Source organism: Curtobacterium sp. MCLR17_032 (assembly GCF_003234795.2).
In the GTDB taxonomy this organism is placed as follows: Bacteria; Actinomycetota; Actinomycetes; order Actinomycetales; family Microbacteriaceae; genus Curtobacterium.
This window is the reverse complement of the sequence record NZ_CP126268.1, coordinates 985,535-1,003,067: the sequence shown is the minus strand read 5'-3', so window position 1 is coordinate 1,003,067 and position 17,533 is coordinate 985,535. Positions and strand designations below refer to the sequence as shown.

General features: G+C 71.9%; 16 protein-coding genes and 1 tRNA gene. 6 read left to right on the top strand and 11 right to left on the bottom strand.

All coding sequences use genetic code 11. From position 1 onward, the window contains the following. Positions 1-63: 63 nt before the first annotated feature. Positions 64-927, bottom strand: coding sequence for a glutamate racemase (gene murI / locus DEI97_RS04745; RefSeq protein ID WP_111076266.1), 864 nt, complete (start codon positions 925-927; stop codon positions 64-66). 140 nt (positions 928-1,067) lie between these two features. Here murI and DEI97_RS04740 point away from each other — a divergent pair, with 140 nt between their 5' ends. Then, a complete protein-coding gene (locus tag DEI97_RS04740; protein WP_111076267.1) occupies positions 1,068-2,354 on the top strand; it encodes a nicotinate phosphoribosyltransferase in 1,287 nt (428 codons plus the stop codon). 16 nt (positions 2,355-2,370) lie between these two features. Here the strand turns inward: DEI97_RS04740 and DEI97_RS04735 are convergent, their stop codons facing one another. From DEI97_RS04735 to DEI97_RS04725, 3 genes are all read right to left on the bottom strand, one after another. Continuing rightward, positions 2,371-2,634 carry a DUF3039 domain-containing protein gene (locus tag DEI97_RS04735; RefSeq protein ID WP_110823714.1) on the bottom strand — a complete coding sequence of 88 codons (264 nt, stop codon included), beginning with the start codon at positions 2,632-2,634 and terminating at the stop codon, positions 2,371-2,373. 74 nt (positions 2,635-2,708) lie between these two features. Next, a complete protein-coding gene (locus tag DEI97_RS04730; protein ID WP_111076268.1) occupies positions 2,709-4,280 on the bottom strand; it encodes an ABC transporter permease in 1,572 nt (523 codons plus the stop codon). After that, positions 4,256-5,467 (bottom strand): ABC transporter ATP-binding protein, encoded by a 1,212-nt coding sequence (locus DEI97_RS04725; protein WP_258376801.1) that lies wholly within the window; start codon positions 5,465-5,467, stop codon positions 4,256-4,258. Before DEI97_RS04725 ends, DEI97_RS04730 begins: the two co-directional genes overlap by 25 nt. A 355-nt stretch (positions 5,468-5,822) precedes the next feature. Here DEI97_RS04725 and DEI97_RS04720 point away from each other — a divergent pair, with 355 nt between their 5' ends. From DEI97_RS04720 to DEI97_RS04705, 4 genes are all read left to right on the top strand, one after another. Further along, positions 5,823-6,518, top strand: a complete 696-nt coding sequence (locus DEI97_RS04720) for a phosphocholine cytidylyltransferase family protein (RefSeq protein WP_111076269.1) — start codon at positions 5,823-5,825, stop codon at positions 6,516-6,518. Positions 6,519-6,594: 76 nt separating this feature from the next. Continuing rightward, entirely contained in the window at positions 6,595-7,464 is an 870-nt protein-coding gene (locus tag DEI97_RS04715) for an ABC transporter permease (RefSeq protein ID WP_111076270.1), read from the top strand. Beyond that, positions 7,464-8,234, top strand: a complete 771-nt coding sequence (locus DEI97_RS04710) for an ABC transporter ATP-binding protein (protein ID WP_111076271.1) — start codon at positions 7,464-7,466, stop codon at positions 8,232-8,234. Before DEI97_RS04715 ends, DEI97_RS04710 begins: the two co-directional genes overlap by 1 nt. Before the next feature lie 108 nt (positions 8,235-8,342). After that, positions 8,343-8,645: a hypothetical protein gene (locus tag DEI97_RS04705; RefSeq protein WP_111075636.1), complete on the top strand. Its 303-nt coding sequence runs from the start codon at positions 8,343-8,345 to the stop codon at positions 8,643-8,645. A 20-nt stretch (positions 8,646-8,665) separates the two neighbouring features. Here DEI97_RS04705 and DEI97_RS04700 read toward each other — a convergent pair whose 3' ends face one another. From DEI97_RS04700 to DEI97_RS04680, 5 genes are all read right to left on the bottom strand, one after another. Beyond that, positions 8,666-9,898 (bottom strand): CDP-glycerol glycerophosphotransferase family protein, encoded by a 1,233-nt coding sequence (locus DEI97_RS04700; RefSeq protein ID WP_111075637.1) that lies wholly within the window; start codon positions 9,896-9,898, stop codon positions 8,666-8,668. A gap of 95 nt (positions 9,899-9,993) precedes the next feature. Further along, a complete protein-coding gene (locus tag DEI97_RS04695; RefSeq protein ID WP_111075638.1) occupies positions 9,994-10,902 on the bottom strand; it encodes a glycosyltransferase family 2 protein in 909 nt (302 codons plus the stop codon). Continuing rightward, the gene (locus DEI97_RS04690; protein WP_111075721.1) at positions 10,899-11,747 is read right to left on the bottom strand and encodes a CDP-alcohol phosphatidyltransferase family protein; all 849 of its coding nucleotides are present in this window, start codon (positions 11,745-11,747) and stop codon (positions 10,899-10,901) included. The genes DEI97_RS04695 and DEI97_RS04690 overlap by 4 nt, the downstream gene beginning before the upstream one ends. A 5-nt stretch (positions 11,748-11,752) precedes the next feature. Continuing rightward, positions 11,753-12,796: a glycosyltransferase family 2 protein gene (locus DEI97_RS04685; RefSeq protein WP_111075639.1), complete on the bottom strand. Its 1,044-nt coding sequence runs from the start codon at positions 12,794-12,796 to the stop codon at positions 11,753-11,755. 186 nt (positions 12,797-12,982) lie between these two features. After that, positions 12,983-14,968 carry a S1C family serine protease gene (locus DEI97_RS04680; protein WP_111075640.1) on the bottom strand — a complete coding sequence of 662 codons (1,986 nt, stop codon included), beginning with the start codon at positions 14,966-14,968 and terminating at the stop codon, positions 12,983-12,985. A 260-nt stretch (positions 14,969-15,228) separates the two neighbouring features. Between DEI97_RS04680 and DEI97_RS04675 the strand changes: the two genes are divergently transcribed. Next, positions 15,229-16,431, top strand: coding sequence for an aminotransferase class I/II-fold pyridoxal phosphate-dependent enzyme (locus DEI97_RS04675; RefSeq protein ID WP_111075641.1), 1,203 nt, complete (start codon positions 15,229-15,231; stop codon positions 16,429-16,431). A gap of 59 nt (positions 16,432-16,490) precedes the next feature. On the opposite strand, the gene DEI97_RS04670 is transcribed toward DEI97_RS04675, so the two are convergent. Beyond that, the gene (locus tag DEI97_RS04670) at positions 16,491-17,303 is read right to left on the bottom strand and encodes a carbon-nitrogen hydrolase family protein (protein WP_111075642.1); all 813 of its coding nucleotides are present in this window, start codon (positions 17,301-17,303) and stop codon (positions 16,491-16,493) included. A gap of 99 nt (positions 17,304-17,402) precedes the next feature. Continuing rightward, a tRNA-Met gene (locus tag DEI97_RS04665) sits at positions 17,403-17,479 on the bottom strand. Positions 17,480-17,533: the final 54 nt, after the last annotated feature.

Sequence of the window (17,533 nt, the reverse complement as noted above, 5' to 3'; positions counted from 1 at the left end):
GGTCGGGGCGGGTCAGGTCGTGCGCCGGGTCAGGTCGTGCGGCGGGTCAGGTCGTGCGGCGGGTCAGGTCGTGCGGCTGGTCGCCGACACGTCGCGCCCGCGGGGCAGGGTGATGGCGCCTGTCTCGAGGTGCCCGACGGAGGCGACCTCGGGCCCGAGGAACCGGCGGGCGAGGCGGACGAAGCCGGCCTCGTCGGCGCCGGTGGCCTCGAACGCGTAGCTCGGCGGTTCGGTGCCGGTGCGCTCGAGGCCGTGTTCGACGAGCCGACGGTAGACGTCGTTCGCGGTCTCCTCGGCGCTCGACACCAGCGTGACGTCGGGCCCCATCACGTACTGGATCGCGGCGGACATCAGCGGGTAGTGCGTGCAGCCGAGGACGAGGGTGTCGACGCCGGCGTCCCGCACCGGTGCGAGGTACCCGGCGGCGACCTCACGCAGCTGGGCGGACGAGGTGTCACCGGCCTCGACGAACTCGACGAAGCGGGGGCACGCGGCGGTGGTCAGGGTGACGTCGGCGGCGACGGCGAAGGCGTCCTCGTACGCGCGGCTGGCGATGGTGCCGATCGTGCCGATGACCGCGATGCGGCCGGTGCGGGTCTGCTTGACGGCGGCGCGGGCAGCGGGCTGGATGACCTCGACGACGGGGATGCCGTACGCCTGCTCGTAGCGTTCCCGGGCGTCGCGGAGGACGGCCGAGCTCGCGGTGTTGCAGGCGATCACGAGGGCCTTGACGCCCTGGTCGACCAGGTCGTCCATGACCTCGAGCGCGTACCGCCGGACGTCGGCGATCGGCTTCGGCCCGTACGGCGAGTGCCGGGTGTCCCCGACGTAGCGGATGCTCTCGCGCGGCAGCTGGTCGATGATCGCGCGGGCCACCGTGAGTCCGCCGACGCCGCTGTCGAAGACTCCGATCGGTGCATCCGTCACGGTGACCAGCGTACCGACGCGCGCCGACCGCGGGACGTGGCACGGGCCTCCCGTCCACAGATCGCCCCGGCACCGCCGTTGTCCACCGTTCCGGGACACGATCCGGTCCGGTGCGCCCGGTCCTGGTTAGGGTCGGAGACGTGACCACCGCACTCCTGACCGACCAGTACGAACTCACCATGGTCGACGCCGCGCTGAAGGACGGCACCGCCGACCGCCGCTGCGTCTTCGAGGTGTTCGCCCGCCGGCTGCCGGACGGGCGCCGCTACGGCGTCGCGGCGGGCCTCGGACGCTTCCTCACGCAGCTGACCGAGTTCCGGTTCGGGGACGCGGAGATCGGCTTCCTGAGCGACCGGCGCGTCATCGACGAGGGCACGGCACGCTGGCTGGCGGATTACCGGTTCTCCGGGGACGTCCGCGCCTACCGCGAGGGCGAGGTGTTCTTCCCGAACTCCCCCGTGCTGCAGATCGAGGGCACCTTCGCCGAGGCCGTGATGCTCGAGACGCTGGCGCTCAGCGTGTTCAACGCCGACTCGGCGATCGCCTCCGCCGCGGCACGCATGGTGTCCGCGGCCGACCGGCGTCCGCTCGCCGAGATGGGATCCCGGCGCACCGGTGAGTGGAACGCCGTCGCCGCTGCCCGGGCCGCGTACATCGCGGGCTTCGGCGCCACGAGCAACCTCGAGGCGGGCCGGACCTGGGGCATCCCGACGATGGGCACGGCTGCGCACGCCTTCACGCTGCTGCACGACTCGGAGGAAGCCGCGTTCCGGTCCCAGCTCGACGCGCTCGGCAGCGGCACCACCCTGCTCGTCGACACGTACGACATCGAAGCCGCAGTCGAGACGGCCGTCCGCCTGACCGAGGGGAAGCTCGGCGCGGTCCGGATCGACAGCGGCGACCTGCCCTCCGTCGTGGCATCGGTCCGTGCCCAGCTCGACCGGCTCGGCGCGACAGCGACGAAGATCACCGTGACGAACGACCTCGACGAGTACACGATCGCCGCTCTCCGTGCCGCCCCGGTGGACTCCTACGGCGTCGGCACCTCGGTCGTGTCCGGCTCGGGCCACCCCGCCGCCGGCATGGTCTTCAAGCTCGTCGCGCACCACTCCCCCGCGGGCGAGTGGGTGCCGGTGGCGAAGAAGTCCGCCGAGAAGGCCTCCGTCGGCGGTCGGAAGGAAGCGGGTCGGCGCCTCCGGAACGGCATCGCCACCGCCGAGGTCGTGCTGACCTCGGGGTCGGTCGGCCCGGATGAGCGGGACCTGCTCGTGCCGGTGGTCACCCACGGGGAGGTCGATCCGGCGTTCCTCGGTCCCGCCGGTGTCGAAGCCGCCCGGGCGCACCACAAGCGGGCGAAGGCGGAGCTGCCGGCGGACGCCGAGCGCATCGGCCGCGGCGACCCGGCCATCCCGACGCTGCTCGTGTGAGCAGCGTCGGCGGGGGTCACTCGGACTTCATCTTCTCGTAGATGGCCTTGCAGTCCGGGCAGACCGGGAACTTCTCGGGGTCGCGTCCGGGGATCCACTTCTTGCCGCAGAGCGCCTTGACGGCCTTGCCGGTCAGGGCGGACTCGAGGATCTTGTCCTTCTTGACGTAGTGCGAGAAGCGCTCGTGGTCGCCGGGCTCGATCGCCTCCTCTTCCAGGAGCTTCTCGAGTTCGCGGTCCATCACGTCGAGGCCGCCACCGCCGGGTTCCGTCGTGCTCATGTCACCAGGGTACGTCGTCACGACCCGGTCCGTCGGCGGATCGGTCACGCTGTGGGCGCACGCGGCCCCGGGCGTCAGTTCCGCTGGGCGGCGGCCAGGAGGTCCGGCCCGCGTCGGTCGAACACCGCCCCGCCGACGGCCACACCGATCGCCAGGACGACGACGCCGACACCGATCCCGACGCCGAGGACGAGCGCCGTCGACGGGTCCTCCGCCCCGATGAGCGCGCGCACCGCGAACCACCCGGCGGGCACCATGCAGAGCACCGTCCCGACGACCATCAGGGTCTGTGCGAACGTCGCCGTCGCCCCCGCGGCCTGGGGTTGGTGGAACGGGTGGTCGCCCGGGCGGACGGTCGGGTACGGCAGGGCGACGGAGACGATGCTCGACAACCCGAGGCCGCCGAGCAGGCCGCTGGCGGAGACCGCGACGAGCAGCGGGAACGCGTCCATGTCGCCGTAGAGCGCAGCCGACACGGCGGCTCCGGCGACGAGCAGTGGGACACCGACGACGATGAGCGGCACCAGGCGGCCGAGTCGGTCGGTCCAGCCCGGTGCCCCCGAGGCGACGTGAAGCCAGACGGCCGTGTTGTCGTACGAGACGTCGTTGTGCGGCAGGAACCCGGCGATCAGGGCCATCAGCGGCAGCGGCACGAGGGCCGTCCACGCCCACGGCACCCCGGCGATGCCGAGCGGCAGCACCACGAGCGGCACGAACACCAGGATCAGGTACGAGCTGCGGTACCGGGGGTCGCGGGTCCAGTAGGTCAGCGCCCGGGCCGCGACGGCGCCGAACGGGGTCGCGCCGAGCCGGTCGAACCAGCCGAGCGTGCGGTGCCGGTGCACGCGCTCCGGGTGCGGCACGGCGACGAGCACCCGACCGACCAGTGCCCACCAGGCGAGACCGAGCAGACCCACGACGACGAGCGCCACGAGCAGCCGGGCGACGGCCGCGCCGACGTGACCGGCCGCGGCGTCCGCGGGCACGGCCCACGCGGCACCCCAGGGCGTCCAGCCGGCGACGTCGGTCAGCCGCTGGAGCCCCGGTGCGGCGAGGTCGAGCCAGTCGGGACGGAGCAGCAGGGCGACGGACGGCACCACCAGCACGATGCCGACCAGGACCACCGGCCAGGTGGCCTCTCGGGGTCGGTGCCCCGCGAACGCCAGCGCTCCGAGCGTGCTGCCGACCCGGATGAGCAGGGCGGTGGTGGCGAGCACCAGCACCGCGGCCACGACGGCCATCAGGGCCGGACCGGCACCGCGGCTCCAGGTGACGACCTGCGCGACGGCGAGCACGGCGATCGCGACGACCGGGATGCCGAGGAGTCCGGCCAGGCCGAGGCCGACGGCCAGGTCACGCTGCCCGATGCGGAACGCGGTGAAACGCCGGGGGTCGAGCTGATCGGCGACACCGACGGCGAACGGGATCAGTGTGCAGCCGAGGGCCACCGCCGTGCCGACCAGGACCACGACGGTCCGGGCCACGAGGGGGTCGGCGGTCCGGAGCCCACCGAGGACGGACGCGGCCCAGAGGACGGCGACCAGGGCGACGAGGCTGCCGAGGACCACGGCGACCGCGCGGCGCGCACCACCACGGACCTCGCCCGCGAGCAGGTCGGCCCTCAGCCGGAGAAGCTGTGCAACCATTCCATGCTCTCTGCGACGGGGCGTCCGCCGGCGAGTTCGACGAACTTGTCCTCCAGGGAGCGACGGCCGCGGACCTGCGCCATGGTGCCGGCGGCCAGGACCTTGCCGCCGACGATGATCGCCACCGAGTCGCACGTGCGCTGGACGAGTTCCATCGAGTGGCTGGAGAGCACGACGGTGCCGCCACCCGCGGTGTAGCGCCGCAGGATGTCGGTGATGGTCGTCGCGCTGACCGGGTCGACGGACTCGAACGGTTCGTCGAGCACGAGCACGCGCGGCGAGTGGATGAGGGTGGCGGCCAGGGCGATCTTCTTCGCCATGCCCATCGAGTAGTCGGCGACCGGACGTCCGAGCGCGTCACCGAGGCCGAACGCCTCGGCCAGGTCCGTGCTGCGACTCCGGGCGGTCTTGCCGTCCAGCCCGCGGAGCGTGGCCGAGTAGAAGAGCATCTGCGCGCCGGTCAGCCGGTCGAACAGGCGGAGCCGGTCCGGCAGCACACCCATCGCCCGCTTCGCGGCGGTCGGGTCGGCCCAGACGTCGTGGTCGAGCACGGTGACGGTGCCGGCGTCCGGACGCAGGAGGCCGGTGAGGACCGAGAGCGTCGTCGTCTTGCCGGCGCCGTTCGGACCGACGACGCCGAAGATGGAGCCCTTCCGAATCTCCAGGTCGACGTCGTCCACCGCCAGGGTCTGGCCGTAGCGCTTGACCAGGCCGTCGGCACGGAGCACGACGGGCTGCTGCGGCACGTTGGGGCGGCCGGTGGGCCGCTTCGTCGTGGACGCGGCCGGCGTGCCGGAGCCGCTCCGGGCCTCCTGGCCGTCCGCGTCGTCCCGGCCGTCACCCGGACGCGACGCCGCGCCCTGCGGCCGCGTCGCCCGCCCGGAACGCTTGTCCCGCTTCTTCCCCGGACGCGGCGGCGTGGCCGTCCCGGCCTGTGTGGCTGCGCTCGCCTGCGTCGGTGACCCGGCGGGGCGGGTGTCCGCCCCTGCCTCGGTCTCCGAGCCGGTCCTGTCGTCCGTCATGTCGTCACCCGCGGCTGCGCCGTACGCACCCGTGTCCCCCGTGTCGTCGTGGTCGTCGTCGCCCGTCCCCTGGGCGACGGTCGTGCCGTCGTCGTCCGCGTCGACGGTCCACGCAGCGTCCGACGTGCTGTAGACGTCGTCGTTTCCCGTTGTTCCTGCCGACACGAGGCCAACCGTACCAACGGTTCCGACCGCTCGCTGAGCCGTGTCGGACCGGGTCACGAATTGAACACGATGCCGCTCGACCCGTACCCCGACACCGCCCGGTTCCGTATCATTCACCGAGACACGACGGAGTGTTCACCACTCGGAAACCTGCCCGCAGCGCTCCCGGAGCGGTTGCTGACCGGGGCGTTCGTCGCTCCGGACCACGCGACTCCCGGCCAACTCGAACGCGGTGGGTGCAGTATCCGAGGAAGCCGTATCGAAGTGCCCGTCAGGACACGCTCGACGTGTCCTCCAGTGTGGACCTCCACCCTCCGGGGCGGACGGGACGCGGCGGACACCGGAAGGGACCAGCATGACCACGCAGATCGTCATCCTCGCAGCGGGGATGGGCAGCCGCCTCGGGCGCAGCCTGCCGAAGCCGCTCACCGAGCTCAGCGACGGCCGCACCATCATGCAGCAGCAGTTCGACAACATCCGCGCCGCCTTCGGGTCCAGCGCGCGGGTCACGATCGTCGTCGGCTACAAGTCGGAGTACATCGTCGAGGCGTTCCCCGAGGCGAACTTCGTCTACAACGAGTCCTACGACTCCACGAACACCTCGAAGAGCCTGCTCCGTGCGCTCAAGGCGACCGGCAAGAGCGGTGTCCTCTGGATGAACGGCGACGTGGTCTTCGACCCGATGGCCCTCGTCCGCGCCGCCGACATGATCGACGAGGGTCGGTCGTTCGTCAGCGTGAACACCGAGAAGGTCTCCGACGAAGAGGTCAAGTACACCGTCGACGCCGAGGGCTTCATCGCGAAGCTCTCGAAGAAGGTCGTCGGGGGTCTGGGCGAGGCCGTGGGCATCAACCACGTCTCGGCAGCCGACAAGCAGGCACTGATCCGACAGCTCGGCCGGGTCGACGACCAGGAGTACTTCGAGGGCGGCATCGAGGCTGCCATCGCCGAGGACGGACTACGCTGGACGCCGATCGACATCTCCGACCTGTACGCGGTCGAGATCGACTTCGCCGAGGACCTGCAGCGCGCGAACGACCTGTTCGCCTGAACGGGTCAGGATCCCCTGATCCGGACCACCGGCCCGGGTGGCCGCCCCTCGGTGCGGTCCCGGCCGGAGGGAACCCATGACTGACGCGCACCCGACCGCGCAGCCTGAGCGCACGCAGCCGGCGACCACGCCACCGTCTGCGGCCGCAGGCCTCGCCTCGGCACCGCCGGCGGCCCGCGGCTCAGCACGTCGGTACCGCCAGGCGCTCTGGCTGCTGACGGTCCGCGACCTGCGCGTGCGGTACTCGACCTCGGCGCTCGGGTACTTCTGGTCGATCCTCGACCCGCTCGTCATGTCGGCGATCTACTGGTTCGTCTTCACACAGGTCTTCCACCGCGGCAAGGTCGGCGAAGAGCCGTACATCGTCTTCCTGCTGACGGCGCTGCTGCCCTGGATGTGGTTCACCGGCGGTGTCTCGGACTCGACCCGGGCCTTCATCAAGGAAGCCAAGCTGATCCGCTCGACGACCATCCCGCGCAGCATCTGGGTCGCCCGCATCGACGCGTCCAAGGCCATCGAGTTCCTGCTGAGCATCCCGGTGCTCGCGGTGTTCGTCATCGCCACCGGCGCGCACCTGCACTGGCAGGTGGTGCTCTGGCCGCTCGCCATCGTGCTGCAGGCCGCGCTCGTCTACGGCCTCGGGCTCATCGTCGCACCGCTCGTGGTGTTCTTCCGCGACCTCGAGCGCGCGGTGAAGCTCGTCCTGCGCTTCCTGTTCTACGCATCTCCGATCATCTACGGCACGCAGGCGCTGCCGAAGGCGCTGCACGACATCGCCGCGATCAACCCGCTGAGCGGGATCTTCGGCATCTACCGCTCGGCGTTCTTCCCCGGCCAGCTGGACTGGAAGGAAGTGCTCGCGTCGGTCGTCGTCACGGGCATCGTCCTCGTCGTCGGTGTCGTCGTGTTCCGCCGCAGCGAGCACCGCGTCCTCAAGGAGCTGTGATGGCCACGACCGAACCCGTGACGACGGCGAGCACGACCACACCGGTCATCTCCGTCACCGACGCCGGCATCCGGTTCAAGCGGAACCGCCGCGCCAGCCGGAGCTTCAAGGACCTCTTCGGTCGGGGTCAGCGTCGTCGGAAGGCGGACGAGTTCTGGGCACTCCGGAACGTGTCGTTCGACGTCCGTCCGGGCGAGGCGATCGGTGTCGTGGGCCGGAACGGCCAGGGCAAGTCGACGCTGCTCAAGCTCGTCGCCCAGGTGATGCTGCCCGACGAGGGCCGGGTCCACGTGGGTGCCGGCGTCGCTCCCCTGATCGAGATCACCGGTGGCTTCGTCGGCGACCTGACCGTGCGCGACAACGTCTTCCTGACCGCGGGGCTGCACGGCATGTCCCGGGCGGAGATCCGCGCGGCCTTCGACGAGATCATCGCGTTCGCCGAGATCGCGGACTTCGTCGACACCCCGTACAAGCACCTGTCGAGCGGCATGAAGGTCCGGATCGCCTTCGCGGTGATCTCCCGCCTGGACGAGCCGGTGATCCTCGTCGACGAGGTCCTGGCCGTCGGCGACAAGAAGTTCCGTGAGAAGTGCTACAGGCGGATCGACGAGCTGCTGGCGGGTGGTCGCACACTGTTCTTCGTCTCGCACAGTGACAAGGACCTGCGCCGGTTCTGCGACCGCGGGCTGTACCTCGACGGTGGACGACTGCTGTTCGACGGGCCGATCGACGAGGCCCTGGAGCGGTACAACGCCGACCACGGCGTTTGACGTCCACTCCTCCACAACCGAGCACCCCCGCGCCACGCTCCACAGCCCCGGTCCCCCGACGGCTCCCCGGGGGCCCCGACGTCGGACCCCACCCCTAACGTGCTCCCCATGCGCGACCCCATCACCGCCTACCCGGTACCGTTCACCATCGACCGATCAGCGGCGCCCCGCCGTTACGAGCTGGTCAACACCAGCACCGAGACCCTCGACGGGATCTCCCTCACCCACCTCGGCACGGGCTACTCCCCGCCGCTCGTCGTCCGCCGGCTCGAGCCGGGGCGCGGGCTGTCCCTGGCCGTGTTCGGCGCCGGTGCCGACGAGACCGGCGTCGTCATCGTCCGGTGGCGGCGACCGGACCGCGGGGAGTTCCTGTGGCGGATGTCGCTGGCCGGCCCCGGGCTCGCCCCTTGACGGGCTGCGCGGACCGACGGTCAGTCGGCCGAGCGTTCGCGGGCGACCTCGTGCCAGCGGGCGACCAACCGGTCGATCGCGTGGTGGAACCGAGCCGTGGCGACACCCGGCGTGGTGTCCCCGAAGTACCGCTGCACCCAGTGCCGCAGTCGGGCCAGTTCGTCGGCGTCCGTCACGGCCCGGTCCACCCGGGCCACGACGTCGCCGGCGTCCGCCGCCAGCAGCCAGTTGGCGTCCCCCAGGTAGCCGCGCTCGTCGACGTCCGCCTCGGATGACACCGGACGGGTGACGATGAGCGGCTTGCCGACGGCCAGACGGTCGTAGATCATCGCGCTGATGTCGGTGATCGCGACGTCCGCCCCGGCGAGCTGCCAGCCCAGCGTCGGCCCGTCGTCGTACACGTGGTGCGCCGACGGGTCGGCGGCGTTCGCGGCCTCGACCGCGGCGACGATCCGCTGGTGTGCCGCCTTGTAGGCGGGGTCGAGCACCCCGCTGCGGGGGTGCGGCCGGTAGACCAGCCGGTGTCGCGGCGACGCCAGGACCTGCTCGGCGATGGTCGTGCCGTGGCTGGCGATCGACCCGTAGGCGGCCGCGGCGCGGTCGCCCTCCCAGGTCGGCGCGTACAGCACGACGGTGCGTCCGTCGGCCGGGTACGGCGGCTCCCCGGCGAAGTGGTCCGCCTGCGGTCGGCCGATCGCGATGGTCCGGCCGTCCAGGTCGTAGTCCCAGAGCGCTTCGGCGAGCCGGTCCCGGGCGGCGTCCCCGGCGATCAGCGCGGTGTCGTAGGCCTTGAACTGGTTCGTCGTCATGTACATCTTGTCGCTCTCGCCGTGGTTGACGAAGACGTGCCACATCCGCCCGTACCGCATCATCTGGAAGTTGCGGGCGTTCTGGTTGACGTACAGCACCACCTTCGGCGCCTGCTCGGTGACGAAGCGCTCGAGGTCGACGACCTGGCGGGCGTAGACGACGGGGACGGGCGACTCGTCCGCCAGCGCCAGCATCGCGCCGGGGCTGCGGGACAGGATCGCCACCCCGCGGTGCTCGGCCAGGGCGGCGAGCGGGGCGTACCACTGGCGGATCTGGTACATGTTCACGGGGCCGTCGGCGAAGTAGACCGCGATCTCGATCGTGCCCGGCGCGGGCGTCGGGACCGACGGCAGTCGGCGGGCCAGCTGCGACCGCGTCTGGCGTGACCGCCACAGCCGGCCGGCGAGCCGGATCGCGGTTCGGGCGTCCTTGACGAGGGCCATGCTGTGCTCCTGGGCAGTGGTTCGGACAGGTCGTGCGGTGCGGACGGGACGTGTGCTGCGGACGGGAGGCGCGCCTCCCGTCCGTCTCGACACTCTCAGACGACGGGTGGGCGGCCCGCCAGCGTCATCCGACCGATCGTGAGCCAGCCCATCACGCGGACCGGTCCGCAGTCGGTGCGCCACCCCTCGGCGATGCCGCCGAACCAGGTCGCGAGCCGCCGGGGCGACCGCCACCAGCGCAGCACCTGGATCGCGGCCCAGCTGCCGACGTAGAGCGGCCGGAGGACGGCGGGCAGGTTGCGCCGCGCGAGCCACACCCGGTTCCGGGCGTTCAGGCGGACGTACTCGCGGTGGCGTGCCGGGTCGATCGCCGGGTGGTTCGCGACGAGCTCCCCCGCGTACCAGGTCCGACGTCCGGCGTCCCAGACCCGCCAGGCGAGTTCGATGCCCTCGTGGGCGTAGAAGTACTCGGCTCCCCAGCCGCCGACCGCGCGCCAGACGTCCATCGGCAGGACGACGGCGCCCTCCCACACGGAGAACACCGGTGAGCTCTGCTCCGGGTCGCCCTTGCGGATCCGGGGCACCCAGCGGCGGGGGTTGGCCGAACCGGAGGGGTCGACCACCCGGGGCTGCACGAGGCCGAGCGACGGGTCGTGCTCGAACAGGGCGATCGCGTCGCGGAGGAACGTCGGCGACGGCACCGAGGCGTCGTCGTCGAGGAAGAAGACGTAGTCGCCGTCGACCTCGGCGGCGCCGGCGTTCCGGCCGGCGGGGATGCCGAGGTTCTCCGGCAGCGCGAGCGCCCGGACGCCGTCGGGCAGGCCGACCGGCTGCCACCCGTTGCCGACGCAGACCACGTCGAGGTCGACGTCCTGCTGGGCGAGCACGCTCTCGAGGCCACGGCGTAGGTCGTCGGGTCGGGTGCCCTGCGACAGGCTGACGACGGCGACGCGCGGTCGCTCACGGTGCGGGACCGCGCCACGACGGCGGGTGCCGGGCGTCACGCGCGGACCCGCTTCGACGACATGATCGCCAGGAAGTGCCCGGCCGTCGCCAGCACGGCGAGCGGCAGGAGCGCCCCGACCAGGATCCGGTCCGCCAGCGGGTGCCCGATGACGAGCGCGAGCAGGGCGACGACGAACGTGATGATCGTCAGTTCGACCGAGTGGTACAGCCGGTGGAAGGGCAGGAAGCGGGCGATGCGTCGGAGCGTCGCGAGCCGCGCACCGGACGGGGCGGTGACGCCGTCGCGCCGGTCGGCGAGCTTCGCCATGCCACCGTGCGCACGGGCGACGTGCACCATGTCGTTGAGCGCCTTGTTGAGCACGATCACCAGGCCGAGGGCGCAGCCGATCGTCGTCCACATCCAGTCGGCCCCGTGGATCGGCCAGGTCGCCGCCCGGACGCCGAGCGCGATCGGGATGAGTCCCTCGGTCGTGTAGTGCCCGACCTTGTCGAGGAAGATGCCGGCCGGCGAGCGGGTGCCGCGCCACCGGGCGACCTCACCGTCGGAGCAGTCGACGAGCATCTGCAGCTGCCCGAGCACGAGCGCGAGCAAGGCGCCCCAGATGCCCGGGATCAGGAGGGCGGCCGCGGTGGACCAGCCGACCAGGATCATCAGGCCGGTGACCTGGTTCGCGCTGACCCGGGTGCGCAGCAGCAGCGACGTCAGGTACGGCGAGATGTCCCGCAGGTAGAGCGAGGCCGTCCAGTGCTCGGCGTTGGCGCGCGCCCGGACCTCGTCCGGCTGGGCCACCGCCCGCAGTTCGGCGATCGAGGTCGGTCGGGTGAACCCGCGGCCGTCCCGGGGGTCCGGTCCGCCGCCGTTCCCGAGGTCGTCATCGGCCATGTCGGTCACCGTCCCGTGTGCGTGGTCAGATCGGAGGTCCGTGTCAGGAACCCGATGATGAAGCCGACACCCCAGCCGACGTGGATGCACGGCAGGACGACGAGCAGCCACGCCCGCGTCGCCGGCACCGATCGCCGCGACACCGCGAGGGCACCGACGACGACGAAGAGCAGGTAGACCGCCGGCACCGCGAACCCGGTCATCGCCCACGCGAGCGGCGAGCCGAGGACCGCCCCGACGACACCGACGAGTCCGGCGACGAGCCCGAGGGCGACGGCCAGGACCATCAGCGGCGGGACGAAGTAGCGCAGGCCGTTGCCGGCCGGGAACCGGCGTGCCAGTTCACCGCGCCAGAGGCCGGTGGCGACGAACTGCCGGACCAGACGCTTCAGGCTCGGCCGCGGCCGGTAGGTGACGACGAGTTCCGGCGTGAACCAGACCGTGCCGCCCGTGGTGCGGAGGCGTCGGTTGAGCTCCCAGTCCTGGCCGCGTTTGATGCCCTCGTCGAAGAGCCCGACCGCGAACAGGCGCTCGCGTCGGAACACCCCGAGGTACGCGGTCTCGGCCGGGCCCGCCTGGCCACCGACGTGGTGCGGGGTCCCGCCCAGGCCGACGCGACTGCCGTAGGCCAGGGCCACGGCCTGCTCGAACGGCGTCCGGCCCTCGGCGCGCATGATGCCACCGACGTTGTCGGCGCCCGACTCCTGCAGGGTCCGGACGGCGATGCGCGTGTAGTCGGGCGGCAGGACGCTGTGTGCGTCGACACGGACGACGATCGGGTGCTCGGAGGCCCGGATCGCGACGTTGAGACCGGCGGGCGTCGAGCCGACCGGGTTGTCGACCGCACGGATGCGTGGGTCGGCGGCGCTCATCTCGGCGACGAGTTCGTTCGTGCCGTCGATCGACGGGCCGAGGGCCAGGATGACCTCGAACGGCCCGGCGTAGTCCTGCTCGAGCAGACTGCCCACCGCGGCGCGGACCTCGGTCACCTCGTTGAGGACGGGCATGACGTAGGAGACACCTGGCAGGGCCTGTCCGTCGTGCTGCATGTGATCCTCGGGGTCCGGCGGGCACGAGGCGACCCGTGGGGCCGCCCCGCAGAGCGGACCGAGCCTATCAAGCACCCGCGATGGGCACCTGGCCGACCCCTGGAGCCGATTCCTGGAGCCGGCCCCGGACGGACGGGAGGCCCGCCACCGGCTGGTGGCGGGCCTCCCGTCATGGGGATGGTCGGGTCACTTCGAGCTGTCGTAGGTCCCCAGCTTGACGTCGGCGGTCCGGGTCTCCCCGTTGCGGACGTAGGTGACCTGCGTCGTCGCGCCACCGGCGAAGAAGCGGACCTGCGCGGTGAGGTCCGTCGCGTCCGCGATGGTGGCGTCACCGAGCTTGGTGACGACGTCGCCCTTCTGCAGCCCGGCGTTGGCGGCGGCGCCACCGGAGACGACCGACTTGATGAGCGCGCCGACCTGCGAGGCGTTGGCGTCCTCGGTCGCATCACCGACCGACGCGCCGAGCAGACCGTGCGTGGCCTTGCCGTTGTCGACGATCTCGGAGGCGACGCGCTTGACCAGGTTCGACGGGATCGAGAACCCGACACCGATGCTGCCCGACTGGGAGCTCGACGAGCTCGAGCTGCCGGCGCTGGCGATCGCGACGTTGATGCCGATGAGCCGGCCCTTGTCGTCGAGCAGCGCACCACCCGAGTTGCCGGGGTTGATCGACGCGTCGGTCTGGATCACCGGCAGGGACACCGTGGTGCCCGCCGACGGGCTGCTGCCGTTGTCGCCGTTGCCCCAGAAGTCGAACGGACCGTTGCCGTTGTTGCCCTGACCCTCATTGGAGTCGCCGCCCGCGTTCGGGTCGCTCGAGGTGACCTGGATGCTGCGGTTCAGGGTCGAGACGATGCCGTCGGTGACCGTGTTCGACAGGCCCAGCGGAGCACCGATCGCCACGGCGGTGTCGCCGACGTTGAGCTTCGACGAATCGGCGAAGGACATCGGGGTGAGGTCCGGCGCGTCGATCTTGATGACCGCGAGGTCCACCGTCGGGTCGGTGCCGATGAGCTTGCCCTTGTAGACACGGCCGTTCGAGGTCGTCACCGAGATGGTGCCGCTCGAGCTGTCACCGTCGAGCGTCACCACGTGGGTGTTCGTGACGATGTAGCCGTCCTTGTTCAGGATGACGCCGGAACCGGTGCCGGCTTCGCTGCTCGCCGAGACGTTGATCGTGACGACCGAGGGGGTGGCCTTCGCGGCGACCGCGGTGACGACCGTGGCGGAGTCGTAGTCGTTGACGGTCAGGTTGCCGCCGCTCTGCGAGGTGCCGCCGCCGCTCGAGGTGACGTTGCCGCCGGTCGCCGAGTCAGCTGCCCAGACGACACCACCACCGATGAGGCCGCCGACCAGCGCGATCGCCACGGCCGGCAGGATGAGCTTGTTGCGGCCGGAGCGCTCGCGGGTGGCGGTGCCGGTCGTGGCCGGGGCGCCGGAGAAGTAGTGGCCGTTCGCGCGCTGCTGGTCGGCGGCGTCACCGAACGAGCTCGTCGACGACGGTGCCTGGTCGGCGGACGGCGTCGGGGCCGCGGCGCCGGAGTACTCGCCGTAGCGGGGGCGGTCCTGGCCGTACTGGCTCTGCTCGCCGTACTGGCTTCCCTGGCCGTACTGCCCCTGGCCGTACTGGGCGTGCTGGCCGTACTGGCCCTGCTGCCCGTACTGACCCTGGCCGTACTGGCCCTGCTGCCCGTACTGCGCGTCCTGCCCGTACTGGCTCTGCTGGCCGTACTGCGCTGCCTGACCGTACTGGCCCTGCTGCCCGTACTGGCCCTGCCCGTACTGCGAGGTCTGGTCGTACTGGGACGTCTGCCCGTACTGCCCCTGGCCGGACTGCGCGTCCTGGCCGTACTGCGCGTCCTGCCCGTACTGGCTCTGCTGGCCGGACTGCCCCTGCTGCGAGTACTGGCCGTACTGGCCGTACTGAGCGGTCTCGGTCGCGTCGGCGTCGGCGGAGGACCCGGAGCCGAACGTCGGGTACGGGGTCGTGTACTGCTCGGTGGGGTGGTCGGAGGCGACGGTGTGCTCGCCCTCCGCTGCCGGAGTCGTCCCCACCACGTCCGTGTCGTCGGCGTCACGGTGCCCGTACTGGGTGCCGTTCGACTCGTCCGGACCGGTGGTCTCGTCGCGACGGTCGTCGTCGCCGTGCCCGTTGGGCGTGGTGTCGCTCATGTTGGACGTGCTCCTTTCAAGCTCCTGCAGTCTCCACCACCGACCTGGGCGGTCATGATGGCGCACCTGCGAGCTGGCCAAGCCGATCGTATGCGTCAGCTGTGTGCCCGGTCCGCACACGACGGACGAGGGCCGCTCGACGAACGGGGTCTGCACACGGCGGCGGCGACCGCCGGAGCCGGGACGGGGCGGACGCTAGGTTGGGGGCCAGCGTGCGCCGCGCCTCCCGGCCGGTGCCTCGACGTCGAGAGGGGTCGCTCATGCGGCAGACCGGTCCGTGGCTGCGAGCCGCCGAGGGCGCGATGCTCCTGGGACCCGACGGGGTGCCCGCGCCGACCGTCTTCGCCGAGATGAGCGCCCTGGCGGCGGCCACCGGAGCGATCAACCTGGGGCAGGGCTTCCCCGACGAGGACGGGCCCGCCGAGGTCCTGGACGCCGCGGTGGCGGCGATCCGCGCTGGCGCGAACCAGTACCCGCCGGGTCGGGGCACCCCGGACCTGCGCGCGGCCGTCGCCGAGCACCAGGCGCGCTGGTACGGCCTGGACGTCGACCCCGATCGGGAGGTCCTGGTCACCGCCGGCGCGACCGAGGCGTTGGCCGCCACCCTGCTCGCGCTCGTCGAGCCCGGTGACGAGGTCGTCACCTTCGAGCCGTTCTACGACGCCTACGGGGCGCTCATCCGGCTGGCCGGTGCGACGCACGTCACCGTGCCGCTGCGGGCCCCCGACTTCCTGCCCGACGAGGCCGACCTGCGCGCCGCCTTCTCCGACCGCACCCGGGTCGTGCTGGTGAACACACCGCACAACCCGACCGGCCGGGTGCTGCCGGTCGAAGTCCTCCGCACCGTGGTCGAGCTCGCCGAGCAGTTCGACGCGGTCATCGTCACCGACGAGGTCTACGAACACCTGGCGTTCGCCGGCACCCACGTCCCCCCGGTCACGCTCCCCGGGGCACGCGAGCGCACGGTCTCGATCTCGAGTGCTGGCAAGACCTTCAACACGACGGGGTGGAAGATCGGCTGGCTCACCGCTCCCCCGGCCCTGGTCGAGGCGATCACGACCGTCAAGCAGTACCTGACCTTCGTCAACGGGGCGCCGTTCCAGCCGGCGATCGCCACCGGACTCCGCCTGCCCGACGCCGTCTTCGCCGGGATCGCGGCGGACCTCGGGGCGAAGCAGGAGATCCTGGCCACCGGGCTCGCAGCCGCCGGCTTCGACGTGCTGCGGCCGGACGCGGGCTACTTCGTCATCGCGGACGCGGCTCCGCTCGGGCACGCGGACGCCCGGGCGCTCTGCCTGGAGCTCCCACGACTGGCCGGCGTGGTGGGGGTGCCGGTGTCGGCGTTCGTCCGCCCGGACCACGTCGACGGGTACCGGTCGCTCATCCGGTTCGCCTTCTGCAAGCAGCGGTCGGTGCTCGAGGAGGCCGTGGCCCGGCTGGCAGGGCTCGCCACGGCGGTCTGAGCCGCGCGCAGGGCGGTGTGCGCCGCGCGGCGGTGTGCGTCGCGCGCGGCGGGTGCGCCTCAGTCGCGCGGCTGGACGTCGTACCGGCGCAGGGACAGCGACGGGTTCACGGCCCGCACCCGCTCGGTGACGGCGGTGTCGACGGCCGTGACGAGCAGTCCGGGCTCGGCCCCGAGCGCGGCGACCGCCGTCCCCGTGGGGTCGAGCGCGACCGTGCCACCGATGCCGACGGGCGGCGCCTGCCCGACGCCGACGACCCACACGGTGTTCTCGATCGCCCGTGCGGTCAACAGCGTCCGCCAGTGGTGTTCCTTGCCCGGACCCCGGACCCACTCGGCCGGCAGGACCACGACGTCGGCAGCGCCGTGCTCGGGCGCGGCCAGGCGGCGGGTGACCTCCGGGAAACGCAGGTCGTAGCAGGTCTCGAGGCCGACCCGGACGCCCGCGACCTCGACCACCGGCAGCTGTGCGGGATCGCCGGCCTCGATGCGGTCGGACTCCCGCGACCCGAACGCGTCGTAGAGGTGCACCTTGCGGTACGTGGTCAGCACCGAGCCGTCCGCACCGATCGCCACGAGGGTGTTCCGGAAGCGCTCCGCCGTCTCCCCCGTCTCGGCCACGCCGACGACCAGCGCGATGCCGGTGCTGCGGGCGATCCGACGGAGGCCGGTGACGAAGGACCCGTCGAGCGGCTGCGCTGCCGCGACGAAGCGGTCGTCGATCTCGGGCGTGAAGTACGAGGTGTACTCCGGCGTGACCAGGAGCTGTGCGCCCCGCTCCACCGCGGTCCGGGCAGCATCGGCCACGGAGCGGAGGTTCGCGGCGGTGTCGTCGACGGGGGCGAACTGGGCTGCCGCGATGGTCAGGGTCATCACGGTGCCAGGCTAGCCGCGCTCGGCCCCGGAACGCGAAGAAGCCCGGGAACGCGAAGAAGCCCCGGTCCGTGAGGACCGGGGCTTCTCGTGTCGCGTTGGTTGCGGGGGCAGGATTTGAACCTACGACCTCTGGGTTATGAGCCCAGCGAGCTACCGAACTGCTCCACCCCGCGGCACATGGAAAACACTACACGGACCCGAGCGGGGTGCCAAATCGAGCACCCCGC

Excerpts from the sequence above, each read along its gene's own strand:
- DEI97_RS04700 (WP_111075637.1), bottom strand. The coding sequence starts at position 9,898 with ATGGCCCTCGTCAAGGACGCCCGAACCGCGATCCGGCTCGCCGGCCGG.
- DEI97_RS04715 (WP_111076270.1), top strand. The coding sequence starts at position 6,595 with ATGACTGACGCGCACCCGACCGCGCAGCCTGAGCGCACGCAGCCGGCG.
- DEI97_RS04730 (WP_111076268.1), bottom strand. The coding sequence starts at position 4,280 with ATGGTTGCACAGCTTCTCCGGCTGAGGGCCGACCTGCTCGCGGGCGAG.
- DEI97_RS04720 (WP_111076269.1), top strand. The coding sequence starts at position 5,823 with ATGACCACGCAGATCGTCATCCTCGCAGCGGGGATGGGCAGCCGCCTC.
- DEI97_RS04685 (WP_111075639.1), bottom strand. The coding sequence starts at position 12,796 with ATGCAGCACGACGGACAGGCCCTGCCAGGTGTCTCCTACGTCATGCCC.
- DEI97_RS04670 (WP_111075642.1), bottom strand. The coding sequence starts at position 17,303 with ATGACCCTGACCATCGCGGCAGCCCAGTTCGCCCCCGTCGACGACACC.
- DEI97_RS04735 (WP_110823714.1), bottom strand. The coding sequence starts at position 2,634 with ATGAGCACGACGGAACCCGGCGGTGGCGGCCTCGACGTGATGGACCGC.
- DEI97_RS04710 (WP_111076271.1), top strand. The coding sequence starts at position 7,464 with ATGGCCACGACCGAACCCGTGACGACGGCGAGCACGACCACACCGGTC.
- DEI97_RS04705 (WP_111075636.1), top strand. The coding sequence starts at position 8,343 with ATGCGCGACCCCATCACCGCCTACCCGGTACCGTTCACCATCGACCGA.
- DEI97_RS04675 (WP_111075641.1), top strand. The coding sequence starts at position 15,229 with ATGCGGCAGACCGGTCCGTGGCTGCGAGCCGCCGAGGGCGCGATGCTC.
- DEI97_RS04680 (WP_111075640.1), bottom strand. The coding sequence starts at position 14,968 with ATGAGCGACACCACGCCCAACGGGCACGGCGACGACGACCGTCGCGAC.
- DEI97_RS04690 (WP_111075721.1), bottom strand. The coding sequence starts at position 11,747 with ATGGCCGATGACGACCTCGGGAACGGCGGCGGACCGGACCCCCGGGAC.